Here is a 23398-nt window from a genome sequence, read left to right as displayed (position 1 = left end):
AACATGAAATTTATTAGTCTTATACTGTTATTATTGGCATTAAATTTTGGGTTTGCCCAAACCTATAGCATTAAAAACCTAGAGCTTAATGATGATAAAAGTCAATATGGAGTTGTATTCTATAATGGTGATAAAGTCTATTATACATCATATATGTTAGATAATAGAAATAGAGCAAGACGAGATAATGATAAACGATTAATCTTTACCATGTTTGAAGGTCAAATGACCAAAGAGGGAGAAATTATTAACCCGAAACAGTTTAATAAGTCTGAGAAATTCGTTTTTAATACCTCAAGTGCAGGTTTTAGTAATGATGGTAAATACATGTACATTACAACTAACTTCATGAAACGCGGTAAATCGTACAAAAGAAAATTAAAATCTATCAATCTCAATATTCAAAGAGGTGAATATGTTGAAGGTCGTGGTTGGACTAATTTTGAACCTTTACCTTTTTGTAAACCGAACTATAATTATGGACACGCGACGTTGAGTCCAGATGGATCTACCATGTATTTTACATCAAATGCAGATGGAGCTCATGGCCAAACCGATTTATTTAAAGTGAAAATTTTAGGAAATGGTGAGTATGGCAAAGTTGAAAATTTAGGTAAAAAAATTAATTCGCCTAGAAAAGATATGTTCCCTTTTGTGAGTAAAGACAATGTATTATACTTTGCTTCAGATCGTGTAGGAGGTGTAGGAGGATTGGATATTTATAGTTATGATTTAAATGGGGATCCAGAAACGACAGAGCCAATAAATTTACAACAACCTATTAATAGTAGGAGTGATGATTTTTGCTACATCATACATGAAGATGGTAAACGAGGTTATTTTTCATCAAGACGACCAAAGGGAGAAGGCGATGATGATATTTACTACTTTACTTTAGACTAGATTTTTTAACACGTTTTAAATCCAGCATATTAATTGGGTTGATGCCCAAACCATTAACATTTTTTCGTGTAAAGCGTACCACTTCATCATAAAATAAAGGCACAATAGGAGTTTGTGACATGACTAAACTATCCATTTTTGTATAAAGTGCCTCACGTTGCTTTGTATCGGTGATTGTAAATGCTTCTTGATACCAAGCATCAAATTGTTCACTTCGGAAATGTGTATAATTTGGACCATTAGGCGCGAAATTTTTACTAGAAAATAATGACAAGTAGTTTTCTGCATCTGGATAATCTGCAACCCAACTTGCTCTAAACATGTTTAATTTACCATTAGCTTTAGCATCTTTTAAAGTGGCTGCAGGTATAACATCAACATTAACAACAATGCCAATTTTTTGAAGCTCTCGTTGTATGTACTCACAAAAACTTAAATAATTACTGGTTGTAGTGATTGTAATTTCAGGATTTGAAATTCCCGTTTCTTGTTTAAATTGCTTTACAAGTTGTTTGGCTTTTTCTGGCTCAAATGCAAAACCTATAGATGCGTTGTAGCCTGGTAATCCCTTTGGAATAAAACCTCCATGCGCAGCAATCCCAATACCGTTACGTAAATAGGTCATCATTTTTTGCTTGTCAAAGCCGTAATTAATAGCTTGACGTAAGATTTGTGATTGCATTTCTGAAACTTCAGAATCCATAAAAAAAGCTAAATACTCTGTGTTTAGATAAGGACCTCTTATCATTTTTACATCTTTAGCATAACTGTCACGCAGCGATCCTGTAGCCGTTAAAATCTCATCTTTGTACGAGGCGTCTAAGCCAGATACAAAATCTATATTGCCTTGTGCAAATTGTAAAAATTCACTCTGCTTGTCTGGTAAAAATGTAATAGCAACAGCTTCTAGATATGGTAATTGCTTGCCATGAGTATCAATTTCAAAATACTCATCATGTCTTCGGAAAACGAGCTTTAAATTTTCTTCCCATCGTTTAAATTTAAATGGTCCTGTGCCAATTGGGTTTGATCTAAAGTCTGAATTATAATGCTCCACAATTTCTTTTGGCACTACTGAGCAATACTTCATAGTTAATAAACCTAGAAATGCAGGAAAGGGTTGTTTTAATGTGACTTGAAACAAGGTGTCGTTAACAGCTTTAAAGGTGTCTACTTTGTTGAGTGTCCATCGTCCAGGAGATGCTAATTTTTTGTCTAATAAACGGTTGAGACTGTATACAAAATCTGAAGCAACAACTGTTCTAGTAGAGTCATTTCCGAAGCGTATATGTTTATGAAACTTGACATCATCGCGTAATGAAAAAGAGTAGGTGAGTGCGTCTTGTGAAATGGTCCAATCTTTTGCAATACATGGTTGTACATTGAGATTTTCATCCATTTGCACCAAGCCATTAAAAAGTTGATTGATGGCCCAATTATCTGCATTGTCTTTTGCAAAGGCAGGATCTAATGAGCCTATGTTTTTATGTTCGTTATATCTAAAAACAAGATGATCAGTTGGTGTTGTTGTTTCATTTCCGCAGGACAAGAAAATGAAAGTCAAAAGTGATATTAATATGTATTTATAATTATGGAGCATAGGTTAACCTTCGGGAAGAGATTTCCAGTTTTTGATGATTTTGGTATAGAAGAAGATGAATATAATTCCGGAGAAAAATATAACCCAGCTCCAACCAAATTCTATTGAAGTTAATAATGTTGGGCAATCAGTATAGGTATTGTAATAATCTAAATGATAATTACAAGCATCCCTTTGATGCATGCTAATAATAGAAACTATAAGTAAAATGTATAACGGAAATCCTACCATAGAAATATTTAAAGTAATGGCAACGATGAGCTTTTTGAGGCTTTTGTAAAAAGCAAAAGGGGTTATTAAAATTAAAGTGGCAATAGCAAAAATAAGGTATACCATAAAATACTCTGAACCATCATTGTAGTCTATAATATAAAAGACTAATGCAGCAATGAGCGATATTAATAAGGTAAGTACACCAACAGATATAATACTAAATAGTAATGGTTTGAGTCCAGTGACTCTAAACATAAATATTATGGTAGCAATAAAAAAGGCTATCCACATAAATATATGAATACTTTTTAAGGGATCACTTGCTTTAATGTCTTCTATGTTTTCAAATACATTACGAAGCGCACTGTTTTCATAATGAAAGTCTGTGAGGTTGTTGTAATAAAACTCTTCAGTTTTGGTTCTATCAACTGCAATGACTTCTGGGTAATCAAATTCGCTTTTAGCGTCATCTCTAATAAAGTTTTTGACTTCAAAATTATTGGGATGATATATTAAGTTCATCCAATTAGAGGCTGTTAAGTTATGATCAATTTTGTAATAATTTGAAAATTTTAAAAAGTCTTCTAAAAGTTGATTAATTTCTTGCTTATCGTTTCGTTCTAAAAGTTCATAGTTGCGTTTATTTCTTAAGCGGTCTCTTATTGAGAATGATGTTGTATAGTTATACTCATAAGTTGAGTAATCATTATAATTATAATCATAGGTGTAATCATCATCTATTAGTGTGTCATTTCTAGAAACAAAAAAAGTAGAAGACATATTATAATAACTAGGAAAAGCCGTTTTAACTAAGCCTTGCATATTAACAACAGAGTCTTTAAAATAGTATATTCTAATAGAATCTACCGTTTTATTAAATACATAACCTGTATTTTGATTAAATTCATTTGGGCTCTCAATAACTCTGCTAGTATAAGGTTCGTTAATAGAGGTTTCTTCGGTACGAAGAGAATAGTATTGATAATCATCATCTTCAAAAGAAAGATATGATTTATTGTAATCAATAAACTTTGAGTTATTCTCGCAGTATAGCTCATAAAAAGGTTTAGGAAACCTACGTTTGTTTAAGGTGTAGTTTTCAATATCTTCAGAGAGAAATAATGCCGCATCATTAGCAATTTCAATTTCTTTAGTGATCTGCTCATCAGGATAAGTAGTAGCAATTTGAGTTTTCATTCCGTATTGATATGATATATAGAATGTCGTACAACTAAAAATAATGACGAGATAGGAGATAAATTGCCCAAATAATTTTAGCCTAGTTGATGGGTAAAAGTTTTTAAATGCATTATTTTTAAACATGTAGATGACCCAAGCAACAATCAATAAAATGGAAATAACGATAGATAAAAAGATGGATCCATTTTCAAAAAATATGCTTTTAACATGTCGTTCCTGGAGCATTTTAGGATTGGCAAGTGTAAATAAGCCAAATACAAAAAATAGTAAATGCAAAATAAAAGCTAATGAGAGCATCCAAACCAATTTTGTATTCCAAATTGTAGGATAGCGCTCAAGTAAATATTGGTTTGTTTTATATATAAATTTTTTCATGTTGAAGCAAGATTAAGAAACGAAGAATCGTCTAGTAGATTTAGTAATATTTCTAGTATAAGTAACATCAACTTTGTGTTTACCAAGCGATTCTAAAACTGAAGAAAATGGAGTGCTTTCATTAAAGTATGCTACATACAATCCGCCATTATAAATAAGTTTTTCGAGATTTAAATGCTCAAAAATAGCCATGAGTTCATCTCGTTTGGCTTCGCAATCAATTTCTACAATAAGTTGGTTGTCTTCATCAGTAACTACTTGTTTGTTGTCTTTATACTGTCCGTCTTTAAGGTAAATAACTTTATCAGAAATTTTCTCAACCTCATACAATTGCTGTGAACTTAAAATTAGAGCAATTGGGTTATTTATGGAGTTACACATAGATTTTAAGTCTTCTAAAATCACTTGTTGTGCTAGTACATCGAGATTGGCAAGCGGTTCATCAAGGAGTAATAATTCTGGTTGACGAAGTAGTGTCCTAGCTAACTCAAAACGCATTTTATAACCAGAAGACAATTCACTCCATTTAAGGTGTTTGTAATTCCATAAACCAAAACGAGCAATCATCATTAAAACTCTTGTTTCGTTTTCTTCTGGCGGAATTCCATAATTAGACAATACAAATTTGAGGTTGTCTTTTAAGCTACCATACCATTTTTGGGTACGTTGAGGTATGTAAACTAAATTGGTTCTCAAATCATACTCTGAGGCGTAAGTTGTGTCAAACTTAAAATTTAACTCACCTTCGTTATGTTTAATTTCTTTAGCTAAAACACGTAATAGCGTTGTTTTACCATTTCCATTTTCTCCCACCAAACCATAAACTTCTCCTTTGTGAATTTTTACAGATATTGGACCAAGCTTAAACCTATTATAGCCATAACTCTTAATCAAATCACGACCAATAACTACTGGGTTTTTTGTGTTATATTCTGAAATTGGAATCTTTGCAACCCGTTCTAAAATAGTAAGTGATCGCTTAATTAACTCTTCTTCTTTCTCTGGATATTGTTCTTTCCAATCGGTCAACGCAATGACTTCTCTATACAAATCCAAATCTTGAGTATCGATGACACAATCCATGAGTTTGCGATACCCAAGTACCGTATCTTTATTGTTGAGAAAAGAAATAACTTCTTTAATTCTAGCTTCTGCTTGAGACATACAATTATAAATTATTGATTTAAAACCTGAGTTTGTCATCAGGTGTTAAAGTTGAGAAAGCAAATAGATGATGACATCTTTAATATTGATAAGAATTTACTAGCTCTAAATTAGAAACAAGTAAATATAATTAGATTTTTGAGGGTAAAGAAACTATATATGTCCAATTGGCTAATTATATGTTTTTTTTGATATTGTGCTGCACTTTTGTAGTTAAAATATTTAGGTGTTTTAGCTTTGTTTTTTTTGAGTATGTTAAATAACGCATTTAAGATACTGAGAGGTGTATTTTGTAAGATAAATATTATATATTTAGATCATAATTAATCAAAACTCAATTATTATGCAAAAAAACTACTTATTTACTTACTTATTTATTTTAACAGGCTTTCTTGTAAGCGCACAAACTGTGATCTATGATCAGCCTATTGCTGGGACAAATGGAATTGTGACTGGTAATTACGCTACAGATGGCGTTTCTGTATATTCTGCAGATGATTTTAATCTTGATAACACTTATAATATTGAAGTTATCACCGCTTTTGGTTTTCAAAATGATGGAGACTTAGAAACTATAATTACTGGTTTAGATGTATTTATTTATACTGATGCTGCAGGTGTTCCAAGTTCTGATCCAACATCAACAGGTACTGGTTTATTAGAAATTATTAACTTAGATCCAGCAAGTCCAGCTTTAACCATAATAAATGATGGATTAGGAGGTTTTGCTTTTGAGATTGATGTTGCTGCAGCATCAGGATCAAGTTTAACATTAACAGCAGGTACTTATTGGCTTGTAGTAGCTCCTTATGTTCCAAGTATTGATGGTACGTCAAGATGGAATTGGTATAGTGCTACAGATGGTACGCTGTCTGAAGCTCATTTAATTGACCCGTCAGACTTGTTTGGTGCCGGAGCGACATCTTGGACACAATTAACAGCATTAGGTTTAACATTTAGTTCAACAGCCTTCACAATAGAAGGAAGTACTTTAAGTGTAGATGAGTTTGCTTTAGAAACAGTATCTCTTTTTCCTAATCCAGCAAAAAACACACTTCATCTAGATATGCCTGCGTCAATTGGTGATTTTAATACTGAAATTTTTTCTGTGCTAGGTCAATCTGTTTCTAGAAACACTAATAGTTCTCAATTAGATATTTCTAATTTAAATACAGGTATGTATCTTCTTAAAATATCAACAGATAATGGTACAATTACCAAACGATTCACTAAAAATTAAAGTTTAAATAATTTTTACAATACCAAAGAGTGCTTTTTTAGGCACTCTTTTTTTGTTAAATTTGCAGGCTCATCCACAATACGAATGAACTCAAAAAAAACCGTTGCATTTTATACATTGGGTTGTAAGCTCAATTTCTCCGAAACTTCTACGATTGCACGAAATTTTTCTTCGGAAGGTTTTGATCGTGTGGACTTTAAGGAAAAAGCAGACATTTATGTGATTAATACGTGCTCTGTTACCGAAAATGCAGACAAGCGTTTTAAATCAATCGTTAAACAAGCGCAAAAGGTAAACCCTGAAGCGTTTGTGACAGCAATTGGGTGCTATGCGCAATTAAAACCTCAAGAATTAGCAGATGTTGATGGTGTGGATCTAGTTTTGGGAGCAACCGAAAAATTTAAAATTACAGACTACCTCAATGATCTTTCAAAAAATGATTTGGGAGAAATACATAGTTGTGAAATAGAAGATGCCGATTTTTATGTTGGAAGCTACTCCATTGGAGATCGTACACGTGCCTTTTTAAAAGTACAAGATGGATGTGATTATAAATGTACCTATTGTACAATTCCTTTAGCGCGAGGTATTTCTAGAAGTGATACTTTAGAGAATGTTTTGGAGAATGCAAGAGCAATTTCAGCAAAAAATATTAAAGAGATTGTGCTTACAGGCGTCAATATTGGTGACTACGGAAAAGGTGAATTCGGCAACAAAAAGCATGAACACACATTTTATGAACTTGTGCAAGCTTTAGATAAAGTTAACGGTATAGAGCGTTTACGAATCTCATCTATTGAGCCAAACCTATTGAAAAATGAAACGATAGACTTTGTGTCTAAAAGTGACGCTTTTGTGCCTCATTTCCATATTCCTTTACAAAGTGGAACCAATGAGATGTTAAAGCTAATGCGTCGTCGTTATATGAAAGAATTATATGTAGATCGTGTACATAAAATTAAAGAAGTTATGCCACACGCTTGTATTGGTGTAGATGTAATTGTTGGTTTTCCGGGAGAAACCGATGAGTTGTTTTTAGAAACTTATAACTTTTTAAATGAGTTGGATATCTCCTATTTGCATGTATTTACATATTCTGAGCGTGACAATACTGTCGCAGCTACTCTTGATGGTGTTGTACCTAAAAAAGTAAGAGCCAAACGTAGTAAAATGTTACGAGGACTTTCAGTAAAAAAAAGAAGAGCATTTTATGAGAGCCAATTAGAAAGCTCAAGAACAGTGCTCTTTGAAAGCGAGAATAAAGAAGGATATATTCATGGATTTACTGAGAATTATGTCAAGGTAAAAACACCTTGGGATCCAGAATTAGTGAATACACTTCAAGCTGTTAAACTTACCAAAATTGATGAAGATGGATTGGTTAGATTTAATTTTCAAAAAGCCCATACTATTTAAAGTATATACTATCTAAATACAAAGTGTAGTGCTTGTGTATCTTAGATTATAAAAGGTTTGTTGCATAAAAAAATCCGAAACTAAATGTTTCGGATTTTTTTTTTTTAAGATCATATTCTTATGCCTACAGGAAGCATTTTTTTATATTTTCTATGTCTCCTTATGAACTTAGCTATTTCAGGACTGGTAGGCACGACACTCAGATTGCTTTCTGCAATATGATCAAAAACTAAGGAGAGAAACTCTTCTTCAAAATTTTCGTCGGTTACACATTCTGGAATAATAAGCTTGGTTAAAAAGATTTTCCGATCTTGACTAGAATATTCAATTATCGCTAGTTCCTCTTGAACTTTCAACTCAAATTGGCGTAGAAAGTTATTGTCTGTTAATTCAGCAGCATCAATCATAATAATTTTGTATTTAATTCAATGGTCGGTAGGGTAGAACTATACTTTTGTATAGTTTTGTGTTACAAATTTACGAAAAATATCACAGATATTACATATCGTTAACTTATTCACTTATGCAACAAGAAATTATACATGTATATCTTATGCCAGGAATGGCAGCGAATCCACACATATTTGAGTATATTAAATTACCAAAAGATCAATTTGAAATTCATTGGTTAGAATGGATGATTCCTAATAAAAATGAAACTTTAGAGGCTTATGCTAAACGAATGATAAAAACATACGTTGAGCATGATAATGTTGTGCTGTTAGGCGTATCATTTGGAGGGATTCTAGTGCAAGAAATGAGTAAATATACATCAGTTAGGAAATTGTTTGTTGTCTCAAGTTTAAAATCTAAGCATGAGTTGCCTAAACGAATGAAAGTCATGAAATATACTAAAGCCTATAAAATCCTACCGACTCAATTAGTGTCTAATATTGATTTTTTAGCAAAATATGCTTTTGGAGAAACCATAACCAAACGTATAGAATTGTATAAAAAATATTTATCGGTTAGTGATAAAGACTATCTAGATTGGTCTATAAAAAATGTCATTGAGTGGGAACAGGACGCTCCAAATGCAGATGCTATTTACATTCATGGAGATAAAGACGCCGTTTTTCCACATTCGTGTACTGGTAATTGTATCGTATTAAAAGGTGGTACTCATATTATGATTATCAATAAATATAAATGGTTTAACGAAAATTTACCAAAACTAATTTTAGAGTAACTCCAAACGCATCATTTAATTTTATACTTTTGAAATGGGACCAATTGAAGGTTGCCCATAAATAAAACGATTATGAAGATTTTAAAAAATATTTTTGCTGCTATTGGCTTAGTATGTGTCTCTTGTTTATTCATCTTTGCTGTTCAGGCAGAAGATTCAGATTCAAGTAAAGCGATATCAGATAAAGAAGTTGTAGAAACAACAAAAATGATTAATGATTATAATGTTTATGCATTGTCAGTACCCGAACATTTAGATTTTGCAGGAGAAGCTATGCCCTTAGAAGATCCAGATATTTTGGAACGAATGGATAGAGAGTTGCTAGTGAATACCTATTGGCAATCTAATGGATTATTGATGTTTAAACGTGCCGAAAAGTACTTTCCAATAATAGAGCCAATATTAAAAAAACACGGTATTCCTGAAGATTTTAAATATTTAGCAGTGATAGAAAGCGGATTGACAAATGCAGTTTCTCCCGCTGGAGCAAGAGGTGTTTGGCAAATTATGCCAGCAACTGGTCGTGAAAATGGACTAGAAATAAATAAAAATGTTGATGAACGTTACCATCTTGAAATGGCAACTGAAGTAGCATGTAAATATTTACTAAAATCTAAAGAGAATTTAGGGTCTTGGACGTTAGCAGCTGCAGCATATAATGCTGGTAATGCAGGAGTGTCTAGACGTTTGAAAGAACAAGCCGTAACTAGTTATTACGATTTGCTTTTAGGTGAAGAAACTGGACGTTATTTATTTAGAATTGTAGCACTAAAAGAAATTTTAAGTCATCCTAAAAAGTATGGCTTTAATTTTACTAATCAAGATTTGTATCAACCAATTCCAACTTACAAAGTAGAGATTGATACAGCAGTTACTGATTTTACTAAGTTCGCTCAACGTTATGGCATAAACTATAAAATTTTGAAAATTCATAACCCTTGGCTTAGAGAGCCAAAGCTTAACAATGCTTCAAGAAAAAAATATGTAATTGAAATCCCTAAAGAAGGCATTTATTCAACCAAACCTTAATGATTGATTTTTTTAAAGAACACTATTTTTATATGTTGATAATTGTCAATTATCTATTGGCAATTTCTGCGATTGTTACAGTGCTTCTTAAAAACATAAATCCTACTAAAACAGTGTCATATATACTTGTATTGGCGCTGTTTCCTTTTTTTGGACTAGTTGTATATTATCTCTTTGGGCAACAATACCGTAAGTCTAAAATTTTTAATAGAAAGAACGTAGTCAATTCTAATGTTATTCAATCTGCTGGGCGAAATTTATTGTCTAAAGAGCAAAATCTAAAAGCTTTTAACGAAAAACTTGATGATAAAATTAAACTCATTAAACTTTTAAAAGCAAGTGAAAATTCTCCTTTAACTATTAGTAATGATGTAAATATATTGTTTAATGGAGAGGTTAAGTTCGAACGTTTATTTAAGGATTTAAGAAATGCTAAAAACCACATCCATATAGAATATTACATTATTAAAGATGATACTATTGGTACAAAATTCTTAAACATTATAAGTGAAAAGGCTAAAGAAGGTATTGAAGTAAAAATGACTTATGATGATGTTGGAAGTAAATTATCCTCAAAAATGAAAAGCCAATTACTGGAATGTGGAGTTATAATGTATCCTTTTATGCCAGTTTTCTTTTCTAGTTTAACAGGGAAATCAAATTATAGAAACCATAGAAAAATTGCCGTTATTGATGGTCAAATTGGTTATTTAGGAGGAATAAATATCTCAGATAATTATGTAAATACACCAAGTTCTAAAAGGTATTGGAGAGATACTCATTTACGAATATGTGGTGAAGCCGTTAAAGTATTACAGTTTCATTTCTTGACAACTTGGGATTTTGTAACCAAACAATCCATTGAGATAAAACAAAGTTATTTTCCAGAAATTCAAAGTAAAAAAGATATTGCGGTGCAAATAGCAGCAAGTGGGCCTGATACAGATTGGGCAAATATTATGGAGGCCATTCTTACTGCAATTAATAATGCCGAAAGTTATATATACATAACAACACCTTACTTCATACCAAATGACCAAGTAACAACAGCTTTACAAATAGCTGCTAAGATAGGAGTTGATGTGAAATTAATAATTCCTAAGCAATCTGATAGTTGGGTTGCAGAAAGTGCTACAAATTCATTTTTAGAGCCTTTATTAGAAGCTGGAGTAGAAGTGTATCGTTACTGCAAAGGCTTTGTGCACGCCAAAACTATGGTTGTAGATGATATTTTTGCTACCATTGGAACTTGTAATTTAGATAATAGAAGTTTCAACATTAATTTTGAAATAAATGCACTAATCTATGATTCTGCACAAAGTGAAATTTTAAAAACACAATTTATTAAAGATATTGAAGACTGTGAGATTATAGATTATGAACGCTGGAAAGCTAGACCCAAATTTGTAAAATTAAAAGAATCTTTTAGTAGGCTTTGGGCACCATTATTATAAAGTGTTACAGCGTTGTTATAATTCCATTTTTATCTGGTTCATCACCAAAAAGTATCCGTTTGATTTTTTCATGAATCGCATCAAATGCAACTTCAGCTGTGTGATCTACATTTGAAATTGTAAACTTTTTATCAATTTTTAAAAGTTGTTTTTCTTCGGAAAAATAAAAACACGCAGGTGCTCCAAATGAATGTTTAAATGGTTTGATAATATGGCTAGCCTTATTTTTGCGCTCATCTATATACGTAACTGTAACGTTCGAGTTGTAGTTTTTAGATAGTTGTTTAGCTTTGTCTTTAGAATCCCAAAATAAAATAATGATTTCAAGCTGTCCTTTGTACAACTTTGACATTCTATTAATTTCAGCTATTTCCTCATCTTTAATTATTTCCCAAGACGATTTGGTGATTAGAAGAAAAGGATTGTCAATTGAAGCTGTTTTTAAAGTGCCTCCTTTCACTTTGTTAAGAGAAATATCCCTAATATAACTATCCTTCAAATGATTTTCAAAAAGAGAATCAAACAGAAATTTAGCTTGCTCTTTATCACCATTTAGCATAGCGATTTCAGATTTCACATTATAAGCTTTTAAATGTCGGGCGATTTGTGAATCAAAGTAGGTTTTTGGCTGTTGAGGGAACGCTAAAAACATACAACCTAACAAAAGTATAGTTGCATATACCTTCATGTCTAATTATTTGTTGTTTAACTGGTTACAAATGTAGACCTTAGTGTGGTAGTATGAGTAAAAACTCGTTGAAAGGTGATGAATATTAGAGAAATGGACACTAATTGAAGAATAAGCCGATAAAAGGAATATGGCTAAAAGTGAACTAACGCCTTCCCATATTTCGATTTCCGTAATGCTGCTTAGGACCTTGAGATCTTTTCATTCCATCTTTCATCATTTTAATTTGATCTGTTAAAATGCCTCGTTTGTCTAGTTTTTGAGCTTCATTTAATAACTGCTTAGCCTCAATTGCTCTTCGTTTACTAAAAGCAATTCCTGCTAAGTTTAATTTAGCCATAGCAACATCATGATCCATAGAAAGCCCCAAGTTTAAAGCTTTTTTAAAGTATTTTTCGGCTTCATTCATGTTGGTTTGTGATACCATAACACCGTGAAGATAGTTATAGTAACCTTCTTGTTTTTTAACTAAAGCACTTGAAGGATTCTTAATTTTATTTAACCAATTTTTAGCACCTTCAAAATCTTGTTTTCTCAGTTTTAAAAAAGCAAGTAGAATAAATTCATTTTTAAAGTATAAGAAAATAAATATAAGTGATAATAAAATGTACATAATACCATTACCTATATAGCCTTCTGTAAATTCATAAACAGCATAAGCTATTATTAATCCTGCTATGACTAATTTGATATTTTTATTGAACATGTTTTTCTATTTTATATGTGATATTAGATGTAATTGTAGTAGGCACTTTGATATTATTCATTTTGCGCATGATTGAATTACCTTCAACAGTAGATGTTGTAGTCATTGATTTTACAAACCCTGTTTCTTTTGTAATGATAAGGTTAGACGTCATATCACCATTTAAATTCATTTCAACATCTGCATCTTTATTTGTAAAGATGACACTGCTTTTTCCAGTAATAAAAATGTCTTTATCAGTATAACTGTCTAATGTCCATGTGTTTTTAGAAGATAAATCGCCTTCAAAATTATTTTCCCAACTATCACCAATGTTAACTGTTGAGCTAGGATAAATATATGTCATTTGTTCAAAACTTTTAGAAAGACTCTCATTACTAAATTCCCCTTTCATAGATTCTTTCATAACTTCTTTAGTAAACTCATCTAGATCTCCAACTGCGTTTACCATTTTTGAAATTAATTCATTTGAACCTTCAATTGATTTAATTTTACCGTTTTTATACATATCCATAGATAGATCTACAGTTACTAATTGAGCGAAAATTTTCCCCTCAATATCATCTTCAGCAACATTATCATTTGTGTTTACTGAAATAATATCACCAATTAAATTTGAAGTGGATACCATTTTAAACCGATCAAATTTAAATTTTATACCATATAAGCTATCATTGACTTCTTCTACAATAAAAGTAAAATCACCTTCAAGTACATTTTTCATTTCATGCTTTTGGCCATTCATATCTTGTAAAATATCTTGATTAGCCACTTGCTTTACTTTAAATTGATCACCAACCTTTAAATTATAAGTTAAGCTAACTTGCGCATTTAATGCACTTGTGGTTGAAATTATAGCAACAAGAATTGTTAAAAAAAAGGGTTTCATTTTAATATTAAATTTTCAGTTGACAAAGAAACTAATTTTTTGTCAATTTGTGGCTAGTTATAGGATTGTAATATTTAACATAAAATATTTTTATATTTAGGTTTGGCAAACTAAAAACTCTTTGTATATTTGCACGCAGTTTTGAGAAGAGTTCAAAACCATAAAAAGAATATAAGTTTTTTAAAAAGATACGACAATGCCAAAAAGAACGTTTCAACCGTCAAAAAGAAAGAGAAGAAATAAACACGGTTTTAGAGAAAGAATGGCTTCTGTAAATGGAAGAAAAGTTTTAGCACGTAGAAGAGCTAAAGGAAGAAAGAAATTGTCTGTATCAACTGAAACTAGACATAAAAGATAATGATTAACAATTGTTAATATTAAAAAGGCGTTACTTAGGTTTAACGCCTTTTTTTGTACCTATTTGTTAACTATTTTTGAAATCTTAAAATCAATACAATGCCTAAGAACAACAAATTAAAATCGATACTTATCATTGGCTCAGGACCAATAGTTATTGGTCAAGCCTGTGAATTTGACTACTCAGGAACACAAGCGCTTCGTTCACTCCGCGAAGATGGGATTGAAACCATACTTATCAATTCTAATCCAGCAACGATCATGACAGACCCAACAATGGCAGATCATGTGTACCTGTTGCCATTAACTACAAAATCTATCATTAAAATTTTAAAAGATCATCCTCATATTGATGCTGTTTTACCTACAATGGGTGGACAAACAGCATTAAATCTTTGTATTGAGGCAGATGAAAAAGGGATTTGGAAAGATTTCAATGTAGATATTATAGGTGTAGATATTGACGCTATTAATATTACCGAAGATAGAGAGAAGTTTAGAGAGCTAATGCTTAAAATTGGTGTTGGCATGGCACCTCAAGCAACTGCAACATCTTACTTAAAAGGAAAAGAAATTGCTCAAGAATTTGGCTTTCCATTGGTCATTAGAGCATCGTTTACTCTGGGTGGTGATGGAGCTGCAATTGTTTATAAAGAAGAAGATTTTGATGAATTATTAACACGTGGATTAGAGGTGTCTCCAATTCATGAAGTTATGATTGATAAAGCCTTAATTGGCTGGAAAGAATACGAATTAGAATTATTAAGAGATTCTAATGATAATGTGGTCATTATATGTACAATTGAAAATATGGATCCTATGGGAATTCATACTGGAGACTCAATTACTGTGGCTCCTGCAATGACATTATCAGACAAAACATTCCAAAAAATGCGTGATATGGCCATTCATATGATGCGAAGCATAGGTGATTTTGCAGGTGGTTGTAATGTGCAATTTGCTGTTAGTCCTGATGAAAAAGAAGAAATTATTGCAATTGAGATCAATCCTCGAGTGTCTAGATCTTCAGCATTGGCAAGTAAAGCAACAGGTTACCCAATTGCAAAAATAGCAGCAAAATTAGCTATAGGTTACACTTTAGATGAATTAAATAACCAAATTACAGGATCAACTTCAGCATTATTTGAGCCTACTTTAGATTATGTAGTTGTAAAAATACCACGTTGGAATTTCGATAAATTTGAAGGTTCAGATAGAACATTAGGATTGCAAATGAAAGCCGTTGGTGAAGTTATGGCCATAGGTCGTTCATTTCAAGAAGCATTACATAAAGCCACACAATCTCTCGAAATTAAACGTAATGGTTTAGGTGCAGATGGTAAAGGATATAAGGATTATCAACAAATTATTGATAAGCTAACCTATGCAAGTTGGGATCGTGTATTTGCAATTTATGATGCTATACAAATGGGAATTCCATTAAGCAGAATTCATGAGATTACAAAAATTGATATGTGGTTCTTAAAACAATATGAAGAACTACATGAGCTTCAAAAAGAAATTTCAACATTTACAATTGATACCATTGAGCGTGACTTATTATTAGAAGCAAAGCAAAAAGGTTATGGAGATAGACAAATTGCGCATATGCTTAATTGTTTAGAAAGTCAAGTGTATAACAAAAGAGACGAATTTAAAATTAATCGTGTATATAAATTAGTAGATACATGTGCTGCGGAATTTAAAGCTCAAACTCCATATTACTATTCTACATTTGAAAATGAAGTAGAAACTTCCGAAGGAAAAATATTTCCAGCCAATGAAAGTGTTGTAACTGATAAAAAGAAAATTATCGTTCTTGGTTCTGGTCCAAATAGAATTGGTCAAGGTATAGAATTTGATTACTGTTGTGTTCATGGTGTTTTGGCAGCTGCAGAATGTGGCTACGAAACCATTATGATTAATTGTAATCCAGAAACGGTATCAACAGATTTCGATATTGCAGACAAACTATACTTTGAGCCTGTATTCTGGGAACATATTTATGATATAATTCGTCATGAAAAACCTGAAGGTGTTATTGTTCAATTAGGAGGTCAAACTGCTTTGAAATTAGCCGAAAAGCTAGATCGTTACGGTATTAAAATTATAGGAACTACATATCAATCTTTAGATTTAGCTGAAGATAGAGGACTTTTTTCAAACTTATTGAAAGAAAATAATATCCCTTATCCGCAATTTGATATTGCTACTACAGCAGATGAAGCAGCAGCAATTGCAGATGTTTTAGATTTCCCAATTTTAGTTAGACCTTCATACGTTCTTGGTGGTCAAGGGATGAAAATTGTTATAAATAAACAAGAACTAGAAGAGCATGTTGTTGATTTATTAAGGCGAATGCCAGGTAATCAATTGCTTTTAGATCATTACCTCGATGGCGCTATAGAAGCCGAAGCAGATGCTATTTGTGATGGCGAAAATGTGTACATCATAGGTATTATGGAACATATTGAGCCTTGTGGTATTCACTCTGGAGATAGTAATGCAACTTTACCTCCTTTTAATTTAGGGGAATTTGTGATGCAACAAATTAAAGATCACACTAAAAAAATTGCATTAGCACTAAAAACTGTAGGTCTTATTAATATTCAATTTGCTATAAAAGATGATATGGTTTACATTATTGAAGCAAATCCTAGAGCTTCGCGTACTGTACCATTTATAGCCAAAGCTTATGGAGAACCTTATGTGAATTATGCAACTAAAGTAATGTTGGGAGATAAGAAAGTAACCGATTTTGATTTTAATCCTAAGTTAGAAGGTTTTGCTATTAAACAACCAGTATTTTCGTTTAATAAATTCCCTAATGTAAATAAACAACTTGGTCCAGAAATGAAAAGTACAGGTGAAAGTATTTTATTTATTGATAGCTTAAAAGATGATGAGTTCTATAATTTATACTCAAGACGTAAAATGTATTTGAGCAAATAACCTATTTATTCGATAAATGGCTCTTTTTAATTATCTATAAATTACTATTTTAGCTAAAAATTTTAAAACAAATAAAATTGGAATCATTATTGCTATACTTTTATAGTTATATGATTAGATTTCATTTATAAATAAAACCTATGAAAACAAAATTACTTTTTTTATCATTGGCATTATCATCCTTAGTAGCACTTTCTCAAGTGTCTGCAAATCAGGTTAATGATTTTGAAGATGGTACTACGCAAACTTGGCAAAAAGGAGCAGGTGCACCACCAGAAGAGCAACCTATGAATGTATCTACTGGAGGACCAGCTGGTGTTGATGATAATTTTCTTGAATTTTCATCAAATGGATTAGAAGACCAACCTTCTAGTAAAATGGTGATTTACAGTAGTGGTGGAGGTTCTCCTTGGACTTCAAACTATATTTCTGAAGGTGTTATAGCTATTAAAATGGATGTTAACGTATCTATAAATAATTTGAATTTGAGAGTTGCATTTCAAGGAAATGGAACAAGAATTTGTACTACTAATGCGGTTGCAGTAACTGCAGGATCTGGTTGGACGTCTATTACAATACCAATTTCTCCTTCAGATTTTACCTTGATTCAAGGTTCATTAACACCTACGCAAGTATTATCTAATGTTCAAGTTATGAGAATATTAAGCAGTGAAAATCCTGCTTGGGGAGCCAATGTTTCAGAAATAGAAGCAACACTTGGTTTAGACAACATTACAGCTTCAACGACATTAAATACGGGTTCATTAAATGCAACAACTAATTTTGAAATTTCTCCTAACCCAGCAACTTCTAAATTAAATATATCATTACCTCAAAACTTAGATAATGCTACAGTAACAGTTTATGATGTTTTAGGGAAAAAGATATGTGCAAAAGGAATAACTAATTTGTCATCATCTATTGATGTGTCAAACTGGAATTCTGGTGTATATCTTGTTAGAGTTTCTACAAATAATCAAACCCTTACAAAGCGTTTTGTGAAGCAATAGCATTTAAACAATTTATATTTTTAAACCCATTAATTAATAGTTAATGGGTTTTTTGTTTTAATTTTTTGTAATAATTGTGTTAAAAAATCACTAAATTGTAAAAGATCAGCAATTTTAATAACGATAATTATGAGAAAAAAATACACTTTTTATGTCGTTGTAATCATTTTTTGCTTTGGTGCTTTCGTTCAAAATATTAATGCTCAATTAAGAATTACCGAAGTAGACCCTTCAACAGAACGCCTTAAAATCAAAAATTTTGGAGCATCAACTATTAATATTTCAAGTTATAGACTATGCTCAAAATTCAAATATGGTACCTTGAGTGATATGACCTTAATTGATGGATTTCTCAATTTAATGCCAAATGCATCAGTAGAAGTCACAGTTGCTCTATCAGGTGGTAATGCTATAGATGATATTGCCGATATGGGTTTGTATTTACCAACAGGAAATTTTGGGACACCTTCAAGTATGATTGACTTTACACAATGGGGAAGTGGTGGTAATGGTCGAGAATCTGTAGCGGTAACCAATGGTTTATGGACAGCAGGCACCTTCATAAACGTTGCAGCTCCTTATGAATTTATAGGAGGAGTTAACGATAGAGGAGTTTCATTTTGGGATACCTTATTAAGTACTGAAAATGTTGAAGCGATTACCAAATTTAATATGGCTCCAAATCCTGCATCATTACATTTAAACATTAATGTTCCGCGTAGATTAGAAAATGCAACGCTAAGCGTATTTGACGTATTAGGTAAAAATATATTAGAGCAAACTTTAGGAGGTCTACAAACAGTATCTATAGATGTTAGCAAATGGAATACAGGTATCTATATTGTTAAAGTATCTAGTGATGAGGTAACGCAAACAAAACGATTTATAAAACAGTAAAATAATATAGCCTACAATTTCAATATATAAAAGCCATTGTAAAAAATGGCTTTATATTTTTAATACAGGTACTTAAAAAGTAATAATTTGTACTTCGGAAATATTAAAACTCAAAGCTAATGTCTACATCAATACCAATTGGTAACAAAATTTTAGTGATCTGGTAGCTCAATTTTTACACGATATTTATTTAATTCATCGAGGTAGTCTGTGTGTGAAAAATCTACATGTTCAAACTCTGTTTTTCTAGAACGTTTAGTTTGGGTACGTTTAATAGATTTCAAAAAACGTATCATTTCAGTTTTATCATTAATGATGAGTCCAGGAACTTCAACAGAGTTTCCATGATCATCTTTAGCAACCATAGTAAAATAGGAAGAGTTACAATGTTTTATCTCTCCTGTTCTAATGTTTTCCGATTCTACTCTAATGCCAACAACCATAGAGGTACGACCAACAAAATTAATAGAGGCTTTCATGGTCACTAACTCTCCAATTTCAATTGGGTTTAAAAAATCAACCGTATCTACAGAAGCCGTCACACAATACGTTTCAGAATGTTTTGAAGCACAGGCAAATGCAATTTGATCCATTAAATTTAAGATGTATCCTCCATGAATTTTTCCACCAAAATTTGAATGTGAAGGTTGCATTAATTCCGAAATGCTAATTCTTGTAGTGTCTACCTTTTTATAGTTCATCATCTTAATTATTCATTATCATTTGCTCTTCTTATAATCGGTTCTGGTAGTGATTTTTTAGCTTTAGCTCCTAGTTTTTTAAGTTTTTCAACACTTGTAATAAGGTTTCCTTTGCCTTCAACTAATTTATTCATTGCAGATGAATAGTCCCTTTTGGCATCATCAATCTTTTTTCCAACTCCTGTTAAATCCTTAACCAAACCTTCAAATTTATCATACAAAGCACCAGCTTGTCTCGCAATTTCTATGGCATTACGTTGCTGTTTTTCGTTATTCCACATACTATCCACAGTTCTTAAAGTGGCTAGTAAAGTTGATGGTGTAACAATTACAATATTTTTTTCAAAGGCTTTGTTATAAATTGAATTGTCTTCATTAATCGCAATGGCAAAAGCAGGCTCTATTGGAATGAAAAGTAATACAAAGTCCGGACTTTCAATATCGTATAAATCTTCATATTTTTTTTCAGATAATTGATCAACATGTTTTTTAATAGAATTAATATGTGCTTTTAAATACACGTTACGTTCATCATTTTCTGCATTGACATAACGTTCGTAATCTGTTAAAGACACCTTACTGTCAATAATCATTTTTTTATTGTCTGGTAAATGCAAAACAATATCTGGTAACACTCGGGTACCATCAGCTCTTGTGAAATTTTGTTGTACAAAATACTCTCTATCTTTTTCTAGACCAGATTTTTCTAGTACACGTTCTAAAACTAATTCTCCCCAATTACCCTGCATTTTACTATCACCTTTTAAAGCTCTAGTTAAATTGGTAGCCTCCTTTGTCATTTGTTGGTTCAAATCTTTTAAACCTAATAGTTGTTCTTTTAAGGCAGAGTGCATAGAGATGCTTTCCTTTTGAGTGTCATCTACTTTTTTCTCAAAAATTTGAATTTTCTCCTGTAATGGATGTAAAATATTCTTGATATTTTCTTTATTCTGTAGCGTGAACTTTTCCGACTTCTCGTCTAAAATTTTGGTTGCTAAAAGTTCAAAGTCTTTTCTAAGTTGCGATTGTCTCAATTCAATCTCTTCATCTTTTTTAGCGCTTTGTAGCTGTAAGTTTTCAAACTCAGTATTACGTCTTGCTAATTCAGTACTTAAAAAATCTTTTTCACGTCTTATCTCTTCACGTTCACTTTCTATCTTAGATACAGTTTCAGATAGTTCGTTTAATTTAGAATTAAAATAGCTGTCTTGCTTTTCATTTTCTAATTGGTGATGGCTTTTTAATGCGTCAAGTTGTTGCGCCAAATTAGAGTTGCGCTCTTCCAAGGTACTTTGGTCACTTTTACTTTTCAGCTTAATAAAAAGCATGCCCAAATAAGCACCAATGGCTGCAGAAATAAGAATGGCGATAATGAGTATGAGATTGTCGTTCATATAGAAAATAGAATTTAATCAAATATAGGTAATTTGTCATTTAGAGCATTATTGAAATCAAAATGTATTTTGATTGAAACCACAAAAACGAGGTTTGAAGAATTTCTATTAGTCACAGATTCTTTATTCAATTTATTGCTTACACTGTCATTATTTCTTCACCCTAAAACTTCCAGTAGTCTTATCAAAGCCAATTAAATCTTTTGGGAATAGCGTTTCAAAAACACCTTGCTCAATCAATCTGCATGGCGAATTTGATACAACGGTTTCCTTGGTCATCACAATCATTGTATCACACAATTGAATGGCCAAATCAATCTCATGAGAAGAAAATAGAATGGTTTTATTGGTTTCCTTCGCTAATCGTTGTAGCAATTTCAAAATATATGCTTTGTGATACATATCTAGATGCGTCGTAGGTTCATCTAAAATAATCAAATGTGTATCTTGAGCTAAGGCACGAGCAATCATCACTTTTTGAAGTTGGCCATCACTCAATTCAAAACATTTGCGATGTTTTAAGTTGGTAATATTTGTAAGCTCTATGGCTTTATTTACTTCGGAAACATCTAACTTAGATAAATTGCCTACCCAATTAGTATAAGGCTGACGACCTAATGCGACCAATTCAAAAACCGAAAGATTTTTACTCATGAGTTGCTCTGTTAAAACCAAACTCATGGTTTTTGCTAAATCTAAAGCCGAATATTGATCTAGAGTAGTATCATGTATTTTAATAGCACCATCTAAAGGTTGTTGTATAGTTGCCAAAGTTCTTAAAAGCGTAGATTTACCAATGCCATTGGCACCAACCAAACCTATAAGTTCTCCTTGTTTGAGTTCAAGATGGATGTCGTCTGCAATGATAGATTTTCCTTTTTTGGTTTGATAACCAATGGTAAGATTTGATGTTTTTAGGATGGTATGTTGGCTACTTTTTGTCATTTAAAACACCATTTTACGTTGTCGTACCAATAACCAAACTACTACAGGAGCACCAATTAAAGAGGTAATTGCATTAATGGGTAAGGTATAATCACTTGTTGGTAATTGTGCAATACTATCACAAATAAGCATAACGACAGCTCCAAATAGAAATACAGCTGGTAACAGTATTTGATGATTTGAGGTATTAAAAATTTGTCGCGTCATATGTGGTATGGCCAAGCCAATAAAAGCAATAGGTCCAGCAAAAGCGGTTATAGTTCCTGCTAATAAACTTGTGGCAATAATGATGATAAATCGGCTCGTTTTTACATCTAGACCTAAACTTTTGGCGTAATTTTCACCTAATAAGAAGGTATTTAGTGATTTTATAGAAAAGATGGCTAAAAGGATTCCGATGATATAAATTCCGAAGAAAATAAACAATTCATTCCACGATAGGTTACCTAAACTTCCAAAGCCCCAAAATATGTATTGTTGCAATTGTTCCGCAGAGCTAAAATAGGAGAGTACACTCACAATGGCTGCTGTAATACTGCCAAACATGAGTCCAATAATTAAAATCGCCATCGTATCTCTCACTTTTGAGGAGACAAGTAAAACAGCTAATAATACGAGAAAACTCCCTAAACTAGCAGCAATTACGATACTCCATTTTGAAATAAGTACACTCGCAAAAATACCTCCAAATAATCCAGAACCTAAAATGACTAATGCAACACCTAAACTGGCACCAGAGCTAATGCCTAAAACAAAAGGTCCAGCCAACGGATTTCTAAATAAGGTTTGCATCAACAATCCCGAAATACCTAAACCAGAACCAACCAAAATAGCAGTAAATGCTTTTGGTAATCTATAATCTTGAATGATATATTGCCAAGAGTCATTGCTTGAATTTCCTAAAATACTTTGAATAACTTCGGAAAAAGGGATACTCACAGAGCCTAAACTAATATTCACAACAAAGCAGAGCAATAAGAGCATTGTTAAAATTATAAATGAATATGTGTGTTTAGTTTTAATCACTTTTTTACTGTAGTTCTCATTTGTCATTTCGAAGAACGAGAAATCTCATT

Annotated in this window: 21 protein-coding genes; 10 read left to right on the top strand and 11 right to left on the bottom strand. The window is 31.9% G+C overall.

Annotated elements, in window-relative coordinates; genetic code table 11:
* The first annotated feature begins 3 nt into the window (after positions 1-3).
* Positions 4-903: a TolB family protein gene (locus TD29_RS00310; protein WP_084203357.1), complete on the top strand. Its 900-nt coding sequence runs from the start codon at positions 4-6 to the stop codon at positions 901-903.
* Here the strand turns inward: TD29_RS00310 and TD29_RS00305 are convergent.
* Genes TD29_RS00305 through TD29_RS00295 form a run of 3 tightly spaced genes read right to left on the bottom strand, consistent with a single transcriptional unit; the run spans position 890 to position 5455 of the window.
* Positions 890-2503: an ABC transporter substrate-binding protein gene (locus TD29_RS00305; RefSeq protein WP_040278073.1), complete on the bottom strand. Its 1614-nt coding sequence runs from the start codon at positions 2501-2503 to the stop codon at positions 890-892. The genes TD29_RS00310 and TD29_RS00305 overlap by 14 nt on opposite strands.
* A 3-nt stretch (positions 2504-2506) precedes the next feature.
* Complete coding sequence (locus TD29_RS17745; RefSeq protein ID WP_052466911.1) at positions 2507-4291, bottom strand: hypothetical protein; 1785 nt, start codon at positions 4289-4291, stop codon at positions 2507-2509.
* A gap of 12 nt (positions 4292-4303) precedes the next feature.
* Positions 4304-5455 (bottom strand): ATP-binding cassette domain-containing protein, encoded by a 1152-nt coding sequence (locus tag TD29_RS00295; RefSeq protein WP_040278242.1) that lies wholly within the window; start codon positions 5453-5455, stop codon positions 4304-4306.
* A 343-nt stretch (positions 5456-5798) separates the two neighbouring features.
* Between TD29_RS00295 and TD29_RS00290 the strand changes: the two genes are divergently transcribed.
* Together TD29_RS00290 and mtaB are read left to right on the top strand one after the other, a co-directional pair.
* The gene (locus TD29_RS00290) at positions 5799-6695 is read left to right on the top strand and encodes a T9SS type A sorting domain-containing protein (RefSeq protein ID WP_040278072.1); all 897 of its coding nucleotides are present in this window, start codon (positions 5799-5801) and stop codon (positions 6693-6695) included.
* 84 nt (positions 6696-6779) lie between these two features.
* Positions 6780-8111: a tRNA (N(6)-L-threonylcarbamoyladenosine(37)-C(2))-methylthiotransferase MtaB gene (mtaB, locus tag TD29_RS00285; RefSeq protein WP_040278071.1), complete on the top strand. Its 1332-nt coding sequence runs from the start codon at positions 6780-6782 to the stop codon at positions 8109-8111.
* Between the two features lie 110 nt (positions 8112-8221).
* On the opposite strand, the gene TD29_RS00280 is transcribed toward mtaB, so the two are convergent.
* A complete protein-coding gene (locus TD29_RS00280; protein ID WP_174435333.1) occupies positions 8222-8518 on the bottom strand; it encodes a GNAT family N-acetyltransferase in 297 nt (98 codons plus the stop codon).
* 116 nt (positions 8519-8634) lie between these two features.
* Between TD29_RS00280 and TD29_RS00275 the strand changes: the two genes are divergently transcribed.
* The 3 genes from TD29_RS00275 (at position 8635) to cls (ending at position 11783) form a co-directional block, all read left to right on the top strand.
* On the top strand, positions 8635-9300 hold the full coding sequence (locus TD29_RS00275; RefSeq protein ID WP_040278070.1) for an alpha/beta hydrolase family protein: 666 nt from the start codon (positions 8635-8637) through the stop codon (positions 9298-9300).
* Between the two features lie 72 nt (positions 9301-9372).
* On the top strand, positions 9373-10329 hold the full coding sequence (locus TD29_RS00270; protein WP_040278068.1) for a lytic transglycosylase domain-containing protein: 957 nt from the start codon (positions 9373-9375) through the stop codon (positions 10327-10329).
* Positions 10329-11783 carry a cardiolipin synthase gene (gene cls, locus TD29_RS00265; RefSeq protein ID WP_040278067.1) on the top strand — a complete coding sequence of 485 codons (1455 nt, stop codon included), beginning with the start codon at positions 10329-10331 and terminating at the stop codon, positions 11781-11783. The genes TD29_RS00270 and cls overlap by 1 nt, the downstream gene beginning before the upstream one ends.
* Before the next feature lie 4 nt (positions 11784-11787).
* On the opposite strand, the gene TD29_RS00260 is transcribed toward cls, so the two are convergent.
* From TD29_RS00260 to TD29_RS00250, 3 genes are all read right to left on the bottom strand, one after another.
* Complete coding sequence (locus TD29_RS00260) at positions 11788-12471, bottom strand: hypothetical protein (RefSeq protein ID WP_040278066.1); 684 nt, start codon at positions 12469-12471, stop codon at positions 11788-11790.
* A gap of 145 nt (positions 12472-12616) precedes the next feature.
* Positions 12617-13177 carry a membrane protein gene (locus TD29_RS00255; RefSeq protein ID WP_040278065.1) on the bottom strand — a complete coding sequence of 187 codons (561 nt, stop codon included), beginning with the start codon at positions 13175-13177 and terminating at the stop codon, positions 12617-12619.
* Positions 13167-14066 (bottom strand): DUF6263 family protein, encoded by a 900-nt coding sequence (locus TD29_RS00250; RefSeq protein WP_040278064.1) that lies wholly within the window; start codon positions 14064-14066, stop codon positions 13167-13169. Before TD29_RS00250 ends, TD29_RS00255 begins: the two co-directional genes overlap by 11 nt.
* Before the next feature lie 196 nt (positions 14067-14262).
* Here TD29_RS00250 and rpmH point away from each other — a divergent pair, with 196 nt between their 5' ends.
* From rpmH to TD29_RS00230, 4 genes are all read left to right on the top strand, one after another.
* Positions 14263-14424, top strand: a complete 162-nt coding sequence (gene rpmH, locus TD29_RS00245; protein ID WP_040278062.1) for a 50S ribosomal protein L34 — start codon at positions 14263-14265, stop codon at positions 14422-14424.
* Between the two features lie 98 nt (positions 14425-14522).
* Complete coding sequence (gene carB, locus TD29_RS00240; RefSeq protein ID WP_040278061.1) at positions 14523-17375, top strand: carbamoyl-phosphate synthase large subunit; 2853 nt, start codon at positions 14523-14525, stop codon at positions 17373-17375.
* A gap of 140 nt (positions 17376-17515) precedes the next feature.
* Entirely contained in the window at positions 17516-18385 is an 870-nt protein-coding gene (locus TD29_RS00235; protein WP_040278060.1) for a T9SS type A sorting domain-containing protein, read from the top strand.
* Between the two features lie 129 nt (positions 18386-18514).
* On the top strand, positions 18515-19282 hold the full coding sequence (locus tag TD29_RS00230) for a T9SS type A sorting domain-containing protein (protein WP_040278059.1): 768 nt from the start codon (positions 18515-18517) through the stop codon (positions 19280-19282).
* Between the two features lie 152 nt (positions 19283-19434).
* Here TD29_RS00230 and TD29_RS00225 read toward each other — a convergent pair whose 3' ends face one another.
* The 4 genes from TD29_RS00225 to TD29_RS00210 all read right to left on the bottom strand — a co-directional run bounded on the left by TD29_RS00225 (position 19435) and on the right by TD29_RS00210 (position 23306).
* On the bottom strand, positions 19435-19986 hold the full coding sequence (locus TD29_RS00225) for an acyl-CoA thioesterase (RefSeq protein WP_040278058.1): 552 nt from the start codon (positions 19984-19986) through the stop codon (positions 19435-19437).
* Positions 19987-19991: 5 nt separating this feature from the next.
* Positions 19992-21377: a DNA recombination protein RmuC gene (locus tag TD29_RS00220; protein ID WP_040278057.1), complete on the bottom strand. Its 1386-nt coding sequence runs from the start codon at positions 21375-21377 to the stop codon at positions 19992-19994.
* A gap of 150 nt (positions 21378-21527) precedes the next feature.
* Positions 21528-22322 (bottom strand): ABC transporter ATP-binding protein, encoded by a 795-nt coding sequence (locus TD29_RS00215; RefSeq protein WP_040278056.1) that lies wholly within the window; start codon positions 22320-22322, stop codon positions 21528-21530.
* Complete coding sequence (locus tag TD29_RS00210) at positions 22323-23306, bottom strand: FecCD family ABC transporter permease (RefSeq protein WP_241485189.1); 984 nt, start codon at positions 23304-23306, stop codon at positions 22323-22325. It abuts the gene before it with no gap.
* Between the last annotated feature and the right edge of the window lie 92 nt (positions 23307-23398).

The sequence above is a fragment of the Psychroserpens damuponensis genome (assembly GCF_000826655.1).
Taxonomy (GTDB): Bacteria; Bacteroidota; Bacteroidia; order Flavobacteriales; family Flavobacteriaceae; genus Psychroserpens; species Psychroserpens damuponensis.
Note: the sequence above shows the minus strand (reverse complement) of the source record. Positions and strands in the feature narration are given on the sequence as shown.